Here is a 12,676-nt window from a genome sequence, read left to right on the forward strand (position 1 = left end):
ATGCTTACAAAAAAGGACATATTTCAAACGATAATTGACCACAAAGACGAAATTAAAAGTTTTGGTGTTATAGAAATTGGTTTGTTTGGTTCTTATGTAAGAAATGAACAAACAGAAGATAGTGATATTGATTTCTTAGTTGATATAATTAAAGAGAAGAAAACTCTAAAAAATTATATTGATTTTTGTGATTTATTAGAAAATCTCTTTAAAAATAATAAAATTGATATTGTTTCTAAAAAAGGATTAAGTGAATTTATTGGACCACATATTTTAAAAGAGGTAGATTATGTCAAAATCTGATGAGATAGAATTCATAAAGCACATTTTTATAGAAATAAACTATATTCAAACTATAGTTGAAAAGTTAGATGAAGAAGAATTTTACAATGATGAAACTTTAAAAAGAGCTATAACAAGAGCTTTAGAGATTATTGGTGAAGCAACAAAAAATTTGAATCAAGATTTTAGATTAAAATATAATTCTATTCCGTGGAGTTACATGGCAAAATTGAGAGATAAAATTATTCATCATTATCAAGGAGTAGATTATGAGACTATTTGGAATATAATCACACAAGAAATTCCTGAATTGCATTTTCAAATTGAACAAATAATAAAAGAACACGATAATAAATAATTATATAATTTTCAGAATAAACTTTTAAACTTTTAAACTTTTAAACCTGAAACTTTAAACTAAAAGAATATGATTTTAGAAATGAAAGTGCCTTCACCAGGCATTTGAAATTAAAAGGAGGACAGCCAGTGGCTGTCAGGTAAATATAAAATAACATCAAAAATTATACATATGATATTAGAGATGAAAGTCCCATCACCAGGAGAGTCTATAAAAGAAGTTGAAATTGCTACTTGGTTAGTAAAAGATGGCGATTATGTAGAAAAAGACCAAGCGATTGCTGAAGTAGATTCAGATAAAGCAACACTAGAATTGCCAGCTGAAGCAAGCGGAATTATTACTCTAAAAGCAGAAGAAGGTGATGCAGTAGCTGTTGGAGCAGTAGTTTGTTTAATTGACACAAGTGCAGCTAAACCATCAGGTGATGCACCAGCACCATCAAAAGAAGAAGCGAAACCAGTTGTTGAAGCTCCAAAAGCTGAGGTAAAAGCGGCTCCAGTTGCAGAAAAAACATATGCTACACAAACGCCTTCACCAGCTGCTAAAAAAATATTAGACGAGAAAAATATCCAACCAACTGAAATCGTTGGAACAGGAAAAGGTGGAAGAATCACTAAAGATGATGCTGTAAATGCAGTACCATCAATGGGAACTCCAACTGGTGGAACTCGTGGTTCTGAGAGAACAAAATTATCAATGTTGCGTCGTAAAGTTGCTGAAAGATTGGTTTCTGCTAAAAACGAAACAGCTATGTTAACAACGTTCAATGAAGTTGACATGACAGCTATCTATGCTTTAAGAGCTGAATATAAAGATGCTTTTAAAGAAAAACACGGACTAGGTTTAGGTTTCATGTCTTTCTTTACTAAAGCAGTTACAAGAGCTTTACAATTATTCCCAGACGTGAACTCAATGATTGATGGTCAAGAGAAAATTTCTTATGATTTCTGTGATATTTCTGTTGCAGTTTCTGGTCCAAAAGGATTAATGGTTCCTGTAATGAGAAATGCTGAAACATTATCATTTAGAGGTGTTGAAGCTGAAATCAAAAGATTAGCAATTCGTGCTCGTGACGGACAAATTACTGTTGATGAAATGACAGGTGGAACATTCACTATTTCAAATGGTGGTGTTTTCGGAAGTATGTTGTCAACGCCAATTATCAATCCTCCTCAATCAGGAATTCTTGGAATGCATAATGTGGTTGATAGAGCTATCGTGAAAAACGGTCAAATAGTTATCGCTCCAGTAATGTATGTTGCTTTATCTTATGATCACAGAATCATTGACGGACGTGAGTCAGTAGGTTTCTTGGTTGCAGTAAAAGAAGCTTTAGAAAACCCAGTAGAACATTTAATGGGCGGAAATGCTAAAAAAGCATTAGAATTGTAATAAATTAAAATTCCAAATACAAATCCCAAATTCTATATAGAGTTTGGGATTTTTTCGTTTATTTGCGTTCACTAACCAATATTTTTTATGGCATCAAACAAAAAATCGGCAGCAATAGGTTTTATTTTTATAACCATGCTTATCGATATTACAGGTTGGGGAATTATTATTCCTGTGATTCCTAAATTAATTAAAGAACTAATTCATGGAGATATTAGTGAAGCTGCTAAAATTGGAGGTTGGTTAACTTTTGCATATGCTATAACGCAATTCATTTTTGCACCATTAGTTGGAAATTTAAGCGATAAATTTGGTAGAAGACCAATTATCTTGATTTCGCTTTTCGCCTTTTCAATGGATTATTTATTGTTAGCTTTTGCTCCAACCATCACATGGATTTTCATTGGAAGAATTATTGCAGGTATTACAGGTGCAAGTATTACAACAGCTTCAGCTTATATTGCCGATGTCAGCACACCAGAAAACAGAGCCAAAAACTTTGGAATGATTGGTGCTGCTTTCGGATTAGGATTTATAATTGGACCCGTAATTGGTGGACTTTTAGGACAATATGGTTCGAGAGTTCCATTCTATGCAGCAGCAGTTTTATGTTTGTTGAACTTTCTTTATGGTTATTTTATTTTACCCGAATCATTATCAAAAGACAATCGAAGAGAGTTTAGTTTGAAAAGAGCTAATCCAATTGGTGCTTTTATGAATTTGAGAAAATATCCAAAGTTAATAGGTCTTGTAGTTTCTATTTTCTTGCTGTATACAGCTTCACATGCTGTTCATAGCAATTGGAGTTATTTTACCATGTACAAATTCAATTGGGATGAAAAAATGGTAGGGATTTCACTAGGAGCCATCGGTCTTTTAGTTGGAATTGTACAAGGCGGATTAATAAGATGGATTAACCCAAAATTAGGAAACGAAAAAAGTATTTATGTTGGAATGGCACTTTATACCGTTGGGATGTTTCTTTTTGCAACAGCAACAGAAAGCTGGATGATGTTTGCCTTTCTAATTCCCTATTGTCTTGGTGGAATTGCTGGACCAGCGATGCAAGCTGTAATTTCGAGTCAAGTTCCTGCCAACGAACAAGGAGAGATTCAAGGAACACTTTCTAGTTTGATGAGTGCTTCTGCAATTGTTGGACCGCCAATGATGTCAACCGTTTTTTATTATTTTACTCACAAGGATGCTCCGTTTCAATTTGCTGGCGCACCGTTTGTTCTTGGAGGAATTTTGATGTTATTGAGTACAATTATTGCTTATTTTTCATTTAAAAAGAAATAAAAAAACAAAAAACCGCAACTATCAAGTTACGGTTTCTTAAAGTACCCGGAGCCGGAGGAACATTAAAATGTTTGACTCCTACGTTTTTTCTAAAAAACAAAAAACCGCAACAATTAAGTTACGGTTTCTTAAAGTACCCGGAGCCGGATTCGAACCGGCACGGTTTCCCACAGGTGTTTGAGACCAGCGCGTCTACCAATTCCGCCATCCGGGCTTAGCAGACAAGAAATAACAATTGCTATTTCAACGCGATAAAGAAATGAAAAAATCTCTTTATCCTTTAACACGGTGCAAATGTAAAAAATAATATTTCATTTTCTAAAAAATTACTGAGAAATATCCTTTCAAACTTGATTTTTATTTCTAAATTTGCACCTCGGTAAAACGACACACAACTAACTAACTACATTCGAGACATTTATATGATTTAGATTTTCTGAAGTCTATGTTTATAAACTATCGAAATTAAACAAAAAAAATAAAATGTCGCATCTAGAACCAGAAGCAAAGATTTTTGCGTGTTCGCAAAGTGTACATTTAGCCGAACAAATAGCCAAAAACTATGGTGTTCCGCTAGGTAAAGTTACGTTCTCTAAATTTAGTGATGGTGAGTTTCAACCTTCTTTTGAGGAATCAATTAGAGGATTACGCGTTTTTATTGTTTGTTCCACTTTTCCAAGTGCAGACAATTTGATGGAGCTTTTATTAATGATTGATGCTGCAAAAAGAGCATCTGCAAGACATATAACTCCTGTAATTCCTTATTTTGGTTACGCAAGACAAGATAGAAAAGACAAGCCAAGAGTTCCAATTGGAGCAAAACTTATTGCAAAATTGCTAGAAACAGCAGGCGCAACAAGAATTATGACAATGGACTTACATGCGGATCAAATTCAAGGTTTTTTTGAACAACCTGTTGACCACTTGTTTGCCTCGACCATATTTTTGCCGTATGTAAAAAGTTTAAATCTTGAAAATTTAACTATTGCATCGCCAGATATGGGTGGTTCTAAAAGAGCTTATGCCTATTCTAAATTTTTAGAATCTGATGTGGTAATTTGTTACAAACAGAGAAAAGCTGCCAACATAATCGACACAATGGAGTTGATTGGTGAAGTGAAAGGAAGAAATGTTGTGCTGGTAGATGACATGATTGACACTGGAGGAACATTGGCGAAAGCTGCTGATCTTATGATTGAAAAAGGCGCGTTAAGTGTAAGAGCAATTTGTACACACGCCATTTTATCGGGTGATGCTTATGAAAAAATTGAGAATTCTAAGTTAAGCGAATTGATTGTAACTGATTCAATTCCTTTAAAGAAAGAATCAAAAAAAATAAGAGTGGTGAGTTGTGCGCCTCTTTTTGCAGAAGTTATGCATATGGTACAACACAACAATTCTATAAGCGGTAAGTTTTTAATGTAAAACTAGAACCTTATAAATAATGAAAATTTTGAAATTGATTTTTGAAATTGACATTGCTATTGAAAAGAATTTTTATAATTATTAACTATATATTTTTACAATGAAATCGATTACAATTAAAGGATCAGAAAGAGAAAGCGTGGGCAAGGTAGCAACCAAAGCGGTACGTAATGCTGGAGCGGTTCCTTGCGTTATTTACGGAGGAAATCAACCAGTTCATTTTTCAGCAGAAGAAAAAGAATTTAAAAGCTTGGTTTACACTCCAAACGCACACACAGTTGTGATTGATTTGGGTGGTAAAAAATTCAATGCAATTCTTCAAGATATTCAGGTTCACCCTGTATCTGACAAGATTTTACACATTGACTTCTTCGAATTGAAAGATGACAAAGAAATCATCATGGAAGTTCCTGTAAAAGTAACTGGAACATCTCCAGGTGTACTTTTAGGAGGAGTTTTAAACTTAAACCAACGTAGATTAAAAGTAAAAGCTTTACCTAAAAATCTTCCTGATTTTGTTGAAGCTAACATTTCTGAACTTCAAATGGGTAATAAGTTATATGTAACTAAATTGCCTGTAAACAATTTTAAATTAATGCACCCAGACAATACAGTAGTTTGTCAAGTGAAGATTTCACGTGCTGCGATGAAAGCTGCTCAAGAAGCTGCAAAAGCAGAAAAAGGTGGAGCAAAAAAGAAAAAATAATTCACGTTATTAATTCAACTAAACATCCCGTAATTTGCGGGATGTTTTTTTTATACCCTATTTTGAGTTACTTTTATAGTCCACTAAAAAATTTATTATGTCGGTAATTGACAACACCATTCTTTTTGTAAAAAACAAACTTCAAAATGCTGAAGCAGGGCACGATTGGTTTCATATTGATCGTGTATACAGAAATTCTTTACTGATTGCAAATGAAGAAGAATGTGATTTGGAAGTTGTAAAACTAGCTGCTTTACTTCACGATATTGCTGATAGTAAGTTTAATGATGGAGACGAGACTATTGGTCCAAAAACCGCTAAAACTTTTCTAGAAAAAGAAAATATTTCGCAAGAAACCATTAATCATGTTGTGGCAATTATCGAAAATATTTCTTTCAAAGGCGGTAATTTTGAAAAAAAATTCACTTCAAAAGAATTAGAAATAGTACAAGATGCCGACAGATTAGATGCCATTGGCGCCATAGGAATTGCAAGAACTTTCAATTATGGTGGATTTAAAAACCGACAACTTTACAATCCCGATATTGCACCTCAACTCAAAATGACAAAAGAGGAATATAAAAATAGTGAAGCACCAACCATCAATCATTTTTACGAAAAGTTGCTTTTGCTAAAAGACAAAATGAATACTGAAATGGGCAAAAAAATAGCGCAACAACGCCATCGTTTCATGGAAGTTTTCCTGTCTCAGTTTTATGCAGAATGGGATGGTGAGAAGTAGGTGTTAATTAAATTTACACTTATTTGAGACATCAGCTCTAGAAAGGCATAATGAAAATTTATACATTTGCATAAAATACCACCATGAAAAACACATTACTAACACTATTTATACTACTACTAAACCAAGTTAACGCTCAGATAATTGAGTTCCCTGATGTTTACTTTAAAGAAAAATTGGTTACTTCAACTACCACTAACAGTATAGCCAAAGATAGCAATGGAAATTCAATAAAGGTTGATATAAATAACGACGGAGAGATTGAAGTTTCAGAAGCTTTGCTTGTATATGAAATAAGAACAAATAATTTTTTGTCTCCAATTTATGATTTTACAGGCATATCCTATTTTCAAAACCTTCGTAAATTTAAGTTGTCTGGTATTGTAATCCCAAGTCCAACAGTTTTTCTTGATTTTACTGGGTTACTAAACTTAGAATATATTGACTGTAACAATACTGGTATACAAAGTTTAACAGTATCAGGTTTAACAAACTTAAAAGATTTGCATTGTATACAAAATCAATTAATGACTCTAGATTTAACAGGACTTACCAGTTTAGAAATATTAGATTGCGATGTAAATAATCTAACAACTCTTGATGTTTCAGATTGTGTAAATTTAACTAGTTTAGACTGCCATGATAATCAAATAAATAACCTCAACCTTTCAGAAATAACCAACTTACAGTTTTTGCGTTGTTATGATAATAATATTACAAGTTTGGATTTATCCAATATGAGCAATTTACTATTGTTAAACTGTAGAGAAAATCAACTAAATTCTTTATCATTTAACAACACTCCACTTGTCACCGATATAGATTGTTCTATGAACAATATTACAACTCTTGATTTTTCGTCATGCTTTGCAGCAGAAAGAATCTTATGTGATAGTAACAATTTAACCAATATAAATATAATAGGATTAAGCAGTTTAAAAGAATTATCATGTATTAGTAATGAATTAACAAACATAGATTTTACAGGTGCAAACAATATTGAGACTATTTATTGTGGAAGTAATTTAATTTCAGAAATAGACATTAGTAATTTAACTAGTTTAAACTTATTCCAAATTGTGTATAATAACTTGACAACTCTTAATTTGAATGGATTAAGTCAATTAAATAAAATTAATTGTAGATTTAATAATTTGTCAACATTATATATAAAAAACATAGCATATAATGGCTTAGCTAATGAATTATTAGCATTTGGAGAAAACCCAAACTTGTTTTATATATGTACAGACGAAGGTAAAATTCCTTTAGTTCAAAGTTTAGTTAACAGCTATGGGAATCCAAGTTGCATTGTAGATGCATCTTGCTCATTATCTTCATCTAATTTTGATATGGAACCAGAGATAACTTTATTTCCAAACCCTGCAAGCACAACATTAAACATTAATTCTAAATCAGAAATTAATTCTGTAGCTATTTACAATACACTTGGTCAATTGGTTTTAGACTTTTCAATCAAAACAATCAGTAGTCTTGATGTTTCAAGTTTAAAATCGGGTAATTACTTTCTTAAAATAAATTCTACTACAGGAATTAAAACCGAGAGATTTATCAAAGAGTAAATTTCTGTGATAATTTTGTAATTTTTTTTAAAATTATCACAAACTTGTGATAAAAAAATAAGTTTTAAAAAAATTATCACACTTTTGTGATAAAATATTTTTTTGAGCAAAATTTATCACAAATTAAAAAGTATAAACCAATTCAATAAATAAATTAAGATTTAACTATACCATCTCCATCAACTCCAAAGCTCTTTTAACCGATTTTACATTTTCAAAAGTTAATAATAATCGTAAGCCGTTTGGCGTTTGTTTTTCTTTCATTTTGCACAAAGTAGGTTGTTTTTGTACAAATGTTAAAACTTGTCTAAACGCATTAGAAGTATAATAATCTGATTGCTGATCGCCTACAAAATACGCTATCATTTTTCCTTGTTTCATTACCAATTTTTCTATTCCAAACTTGGTGGCAATCCATTTTATTCGGATGCTGTTTAGTAAGGCAATGGCTGGTTTTGGCAAAGCTCCGAAACGGTCAATCAATTTGTTTTCGTAAGCTACTAAGGTTGCTTCATCTTTAATGTTACTCAATTCGTTGTATAAATTCAAACGTTCTGAAATGTTATTGATGTAATCATCTGGAAACAATAACTCAAAGTCAGAATCGATTTGAATTTCTTTTACATATTCTTTTTCAACCGTATCATCTTCATTTTGATACAATTCTTTGAACTCGTTCTCTTTCAATTCTTCGATGGCTTCGTTCATGATTTTTTGATACGTATCAAAACCAATTTCGTTTATAAAACCACTTTGTTCACCACCTAATAAATCACCAGCGCCACGAATTTCCAAATCTTTCATAGCAATGTTAAAACCACTTCCTAATTCAGAAAATTGTTCTAATGCCTGAATTCGTTTGCGTGCATCGTCGGTCATGGCAGAATAAGGTGGACATATAAAATAACAAAACGCTTTCTTGTTGCTTCGCCCTACTCGACCACGCATTTGATGCAAATCGGACAAGCCAAAATTGTTGGCATTGTTAATGAAAATCGTGTTAGCATTGGGCACATCCAAACCACTTTCGATGATGGTTGTGGCTACCAAAACATCAAATTCGCCATTCATAAAAGCCAACATCAATTCTTCGAGTTTGCTACCTTCCATTTGACCGTGACCAATTCCGACTTTGGCATCTGGCACCAATCGCTGTATCATTCCAGCAATTTCTTTGATATTTTCTATTCGATTATTAATGAAAAACACTTGACCATTTCGCTGAATTTCATACGAAATCGCATCACGAATCAACTCTTCATTAAAACTCACCACTTGACTTTCAATAGGATAACGATTGGGCGGTGGTGTTGTAATTACTGATAAATCACGAGCTGCCATCAACGAAAACTGTAAAGTTCTAGGAATCGGAGTTGCCGTTAATGTTAGCGTATCTATATTGGCGGCAATTGTTTTGAGTTTGTCTTTTACGTTTACACCAAATTTTTGTTCTTCATCAACTATAAGCAATCCCAAATTTTTGAAAGCTACGTTTTTGTTGACCAATTGATGCGTTCCGATAACAATATCGAGTTTTCCGTTAGCTAATTGTTCAAGTGTATCGGCTTTTTGTTTGGCAGTTCTAAAACGATTCAAATAACCAACCGAAACTGGCATTTCTTTTAATCTTTCAGTAAAAGTACGATGATGCTGATAGGCTAGAATAGTTGTTGGCACCAAAATCGCGACTTGTTTTCCATTATCTACCGCTTTGAATGCCGCACGAATTGCCACTTCGGTTTTACCAAAACCAACATCACCACAAACCAATCTATCCATTGGTCTATCGCTTTCCATATCGGCTTTTACATCTTGAGTAGCCTTTAATTGATCGGGCGTATCTTCATAAATAAACGAACTTTCTAATTCGTTTTGCAAATAACTATCCGGTGCATATTGAAATCCTTTTTCGAGACGTCTTTTGGCATATAATTGTATCAAATTGAACGCAATATGCTTAACACGCGCTTTGGTTTTTTGTTTTAAAACCTTCCAGGCATTGGAACCTAACTTATATATTTTGGGTGGCGTACCATCTTTTCCGTTGTATTTTGAAATTTTATGTAGCGAATGAATACTTACATAAACAATGTCATTATCGGCATAAACCAACTTAATGGCTTCTTGCGTTTTGCCTTCGACTTGGATTTTTTGCAAACCACCAAATTTCCCGATTCCGTGATCGATATGCGTTACATAATCACCAACCGAAAGCGTTGTCAACTCTTTTAAAGTAATGGTTTGCTTCTTAGAATAACCATTTTTGATATTGAATTTGTGGTAACGTTCAAAAATTTGATGATCGGTATAACACGCAATTTGGTTTTCTTCGTCAATAAATCCTTGGTATAACGGAAATACTATTGTGTTGTATTGCTTCAGAATATTTTCGTGATTTACCTCGTCAATACTTTCAAAAATATCGTGGAAACGTTTGGATTGTGATTCGTTGGAACAAAACAAATAATTTTTGTAACCATTAAAATGATTATCGCTCAAATTATTTAGCAACAAATCAAATTGTTTATTAAATGAAGGTTGCGGCTGAATGTGAAAATCGTAAGCGTTATCGTATTTGAAAAGCGGTTTAGAACTCAACTCTACAATAGAAAAATCTAATGCTTTTCGGGAAAATTCTTTTGGGTTTAGAAATAATTTAGAAGGTTCAGCTTGATTGATAGTTTTGGATAAACCTTGAAATATTTCTTCCGATTTGGTGAATAACGTTTCTAATTTAGAAAGTGTAAAATCGGTATTTTGAATAAATAAAATTGTTTTTTCGTTGATATAATCTAAGAAACTTTCTCTGTTTTCTTGAAAAATTTTGTTTTCAACATTGGGAATAATGGCAATTTTCTTTTGCTTTTCTAGCGAAAGTTGGGTTTCTACATCAAACGTTCTGATAGAATCGACTTCGTTACCAAAAAACTCAATTCGATACGGATTATCATTTGAAAACGAAAAAACATCTATAATTCCGCCACGAACCGAAAATTCACCAGGTTCCGAAATAAAATCAACTCGCTTGAATTCGTATTCAAACAAAACTTCGTTGATAAAATCGATTGAAATTTTGTCGCCAACGGTAACCTTTAATGTGTTTTTATCTAACTCTTTTTTGGTGACAACCTTTTCAAAAAAAGCATCAGGATAGGTTACAATAATGGCTGGTTTTTTTCTTGAATTGATTCGGTTTAAAACTTCAGCGCGAAGCAAAACATTGGCGTTATCAGTTTCTTCAATTTGATATGGTCGACGATACGAACTTGGGTAAAAAAGCACATCGTCTTGCCCAATCATTTGCTCTAAATCGTTCAAATAATAAGCGGCTTCTTCCTTGTCGTTTAGTATCAAAAGAAAAGAAGTTTCGACTTTTTTGAACAAAGAATTTATAACAAATGACATCGAAGAACCAATCAATCCGTTAAGATGAATTTTTTGGTTTTTCTGCGTCAAATTTTCTCCAATCTTGATGATTTTGGATGAATTATCGTAAATGCTGACAACTTTTTCTTTACTCAAGATCGGGCGAATTTATAATTTTGGCATCAGTTGGAATCGCTCTTGTGCTGTCTTTCATCAACATAAAATCGGGTTCGCCATCTTCGGCCGGAATTTCACTTCTTATGATAATTTCTTCCATTTGCTCATAAAACCAGTACAATTCTACATTGATTTCGGCTAAAATTTTCTCCACTTTTTTAACTGGAATATCACGAAGATTTATGTATAAATTGAGTGAGTTAATTTTGGTATTTAGTATTGCAATTCTTGATCTTACAGGCGTTGTGTTAAACTCTGCAGGAATGTTGTTGTTGAGTTCCGCTACTTTTTTGGATAATATCTTAGCTTTTTTCTGAAAAGCACCAATAGAGCTTGTCGGTTTTTGGTCAAGTTCGGTTACAAACAATCGAAGTTCCGACCAATTATTAGTGATAACTCGAGCTTTTTCAGTCATTTCTGGAATATCAAAAAACCATGCATCGTTAATAGCATAAAATACGGCTTCTTTCTTTTTGATATCTTTTAGTTTTTCTGCTTTACTTTTAGCATCGTCTTGTTGACATGAAAATAAAAAAGTGAATAAAAGGAAAAGTGAATATAATTTGAATTTCATTAGAAATGATTTGATTGACAAAGTTACAAAGGTAAAAGGAATCTTTACATGCCAAAACGATTGGTATTTATAATTTTGTTAAATAAATATTTAGCAAACCACAAATTACACTAATTTTCATAAATTTAAATACTTTGAAGATTAATTTCAGAAATTCGTTAGATTTTGATGAAAAATTTCAATTAACATTTTAGTGTTTTAATCATTTTTAATTAAATATTTAACTAATTTTGCTTTTTTAGTTTAAATTTTTTAGATATGAAGATAAATTCATTACAAATAGAAATAGACGGAATTGATAAAGAAATTCTACGCCAATTGATGGAAGATGCTCGAAAACCTATCCTTCAAATTGCCAACAAAATTGGGATTTCGGGCGCGGCTATACACCAACGATTGCGAAAACTGGAAGATGCTGGCGTGATTGCTGGTTCAAAATTTATTGTAAATCCGAAAGTTTTGGGTTATACAACCGTTGCTTTTATTGGGATTTATTTAGAAAAAGCCTCAAGCAACTCGGAAGCCGTAAAAGAACTTAAAAAAATACCAGAAGTTTTAGAATGCCATTATACAACTGGAAATTGGAGCATTTTGGCAAAAGTAATTTGTAAAGACAACGAACATTTGATGCAATTACTCAACAAAAAATTACAACCAATAAATGGTGTTTCCCGAACTGAAACCTTTATTTCGTTGGAACAACAAATTGAACGGCAAATACAACTTTAGAAATTCCAATAAAAAAGAAATTCCAAATTCCAACTCTTACTAA

The 12,676-nt window shown here is 32.5% G+C and carries 11 protein-coding genes and 1 tRNA gene; 9 read left to right on the forward strand and 3 right to left on the reverse strand.

Going from position 1 to position 12,676, the window contains the following annotated elements; genetic code table 11:
* From O9267_RS00820 to O9267_RS00835, 4 genes are all read left to right on the forward strand, one after another.
* Positions 1-303 (forward strand): nucleotidyltransferase domain-containing protein, encoded by a 303-nt coding sequence (locus O9267_RS00820; protein ID WP_298175247.1) that lies wholly within the window; start codon positions 1-3, stop codon positions 301-303.
* On the forward strand, positions 290-640 hold the full coding sequence (locus O9267_RS00825; protein ID WP_298175248.1) for a DUF86 domain-containing protein: 351 nt from the start codon (positions 290-292) through the stop codon (positions 638-640). Before O9267_RS00820 ends, O9267_RS00825 begins: the two co-directional genes overlap by 14 nt.
* Before the next feature lie 171 nt (positions 641-811).
* On the forward strand, positions 812-2,032 hold the full coding sequence (gene odhB / locus O9267_RS00830; RefSeq protein WP_298175249.1) for a 2-oxoglutarate dehydrogenase complex dihydrolipoyllysine-residue succinyltransferase: 1,221 nt from the start codon (positions 812-814) through the stop codon (positions 2,030-2,032).
* An 87-nt stretch (positions 2,033-2,119) separates the two neighbouring features.
* Positions 2,120-3,331 carry a TCR/Tet family MFS transporter gene (locus O9267_RS00835; protein ID WP_298175250.1) on the forward strand — a complete coding sequence of 404 codons (1,212 nt, stop codon included), beginning with the start codon at positions 2,120-2,122 and terminating at the stop codon, positions 3,329-3,331.
* Positions 3,332-3,465: 134 nt separating this feature from the next.
* Here O9267_RS00835 and O9267_RS00840 read toward each other — a convergent pair.
* Positions 3,466-3,545, reverse strand: a tRNA-Leu gene (locus O9267_RS00840).
* A gap of 269 nt (positions 3,546-3,814) precedes the next feature.
* On the opposite strand from O9267_RS00840, the gene O9267_RS00845 reads away from it, so the two are divergent.
* From O9267_RS00845 to O9267_RS00860, 4 genes are all read left to right on the forward strand, one after another.
* Positions 3,815-4,756 (forward strand): ribose-phosphate pyrophosphokinase, encoded by a 942-nt coding sequence (locus O9267_RS00845; protein WP_298175251.1) that lies wholly within the window; start codon positions 3,815-3,817, stop codon positions 4,754-4,756.
* Between the two features lie 100 nt (positions 4,757-4,856).
* A complete protein-coding gene (locus O9267_RS00850) occupies positions 4,857-5,462 on the forward strand; it encodes a 50S ribosomal protein L25/general stress protein Ctc (RefSeq protein ID WP_298175252.1) in 606 nt (201 codons plus the stop codon).
* A 97-nt stretch (positions 5,463-5,559) separates the two neighbouring features.
* Positions 5,560-6,204 (forward strand): HD domain-containing protein, encoded by a 645-nt coding sequence (locus tag O9267_RS00855; protein WP_298175253.1) that lies wholly within the window; start codon positions 5,560-5,562, stop codon positions 6,202-6,204.
* 83 nt (positions 6,205-6,287) lie between these two features.
* Entirely contained in the window at positions 6,288-7,787 is a 1,500-nt protein-coding gene (locus O9267_RS00860) for a T9SS type A sorting domain-containing protein (protein WP_298175254.1), read from the forward strand.
* A gap of 165 nt (positions 7,788-7,952) precedes the next feature.
* Here the strand turns inward: O9267_RS00860 and mfd are convergent, their stop codons facing one another.
* Together mfd and O9267_RS00870 are read right to left on the reverse strand one after the other, a co-directional pair.
* Entirely contained in the window at positions 7,953-11,309 is a 3,357-nt protein-coding gene (mfd, locus tag O9267_RS00865; protein WP_298175255.1) for a transcription-repair coupling factor, read from the reverse strand.
* Positions 11,302-11,904, reverse strand: a complete 603-nt coding sequence (locus O9267_RS00870) for a hypothetical protein (protein ID WP_298175256.1) — start codon at positions 11,902-11,904, stop codon at positions 11,302-11,304. The genes mfd and O9267_RS00870 overlap by 8 nt, the downstream gene beginning before the upstream one ends.
* A gap of 258 nt (positions 11,905-12,162) precedes the next feature.
* Here O9267_RS00870 and O9267_RS00875 point away from each other — a divergent pair, with 258 nt between their 5' ends.
* On the forward strand, positions 12,163-12,633 hold the full coding sequence (locus O9267_RS00875) for an Lrp/AsnC ligand binding domain-containing protein (RefSeq protein WP_298175257.1): 471 nt from the start codon (positions 12,163-12,165) through the stop codon (positions 12,631-12,633).
* The last annotated feature ends 43 nt before the right edge of the window (positions 12,634-12,676 follow it).

This window comes from Flavobacterium sp. (assembly GCF_027531705.1).
Classification (GTDB): domain Bacteria; phylum Bacteroidota; class Bacteroidia; order Flavobacteriales; family Flavobacteriaceae; genus Flavobacterium.

Excerpts from the sequence above, each read along its gene's own strand:
- O9267_RS00820 (WP_298175247.1), top strand. The coding sequence starts at position 1 with ATGCTTACAAAAAAGGACATATTTCAAACGATAATTGACCACAAAGAC.
- O9267_RS00825 (WP_298175248.1), top strand. The coding sequence starts at position 290 with ATGTCAAAATCTGATGAGATAGAATTCATAAAGCACATTTTTATAGAA.
- odhB (WP_298175249.1), top strand. The coding sequence starts at position 812 with ATGATATTAGAGATGAAAGTCCCATCACCAGGAGAGTCTATAAAAGAA.
- O9267_RS00835 (WP_298175250.1), top strand. The coding sequence starts at position 2,120 with ATGGCATCAAACAAAAAATCGGCAGCAATAGGTTTTATTTTTATAACC.
- O9267_RS00845 (WP_298175251.1), top strand. The coding sequence starts at position 3,815 with ATGTCGCATCTAGAACCAGAAGCAAAGATTTTTGCGTGTTCGCAAAGT.
- O9267_RS00850 (WP_298175252.1), top strand. The coding sequence starts at position 4,857 with ATGAAATCGATTACAATTAAAGGATCAGAAAGAGAAAGCGTGGGCAAG.
- O9267_RS00855 (WP_298175253.1), top strand. The coding sequence starts at position 5,560 with ATGTCGGTAATTGACAACACCATTCTTTTTGTAAAAAACAAACTTCAA.
- O9267_RS00860 (WP_298175254.1), top strand. The coding sequence starts at position 6,288 with ATGAAAAACACATTACTAACACTATTTATACTACTACTAAACCAAGTT.
- O9267_RS00870 (WP_298175256.1), bottom strand. The coding sequence starts at position 11,904 with ATGAAATTCAAATTATATTCACTTTTCCTTTTATTCACTTTTTTATTT.
- O9267_RS00875 (WP_298175257.1), top strand. The coding sequence starts at position 12,163 with ATGAAGATAAATTCATTACAAATAGAAATAGACGGAATTGATAAAGAA.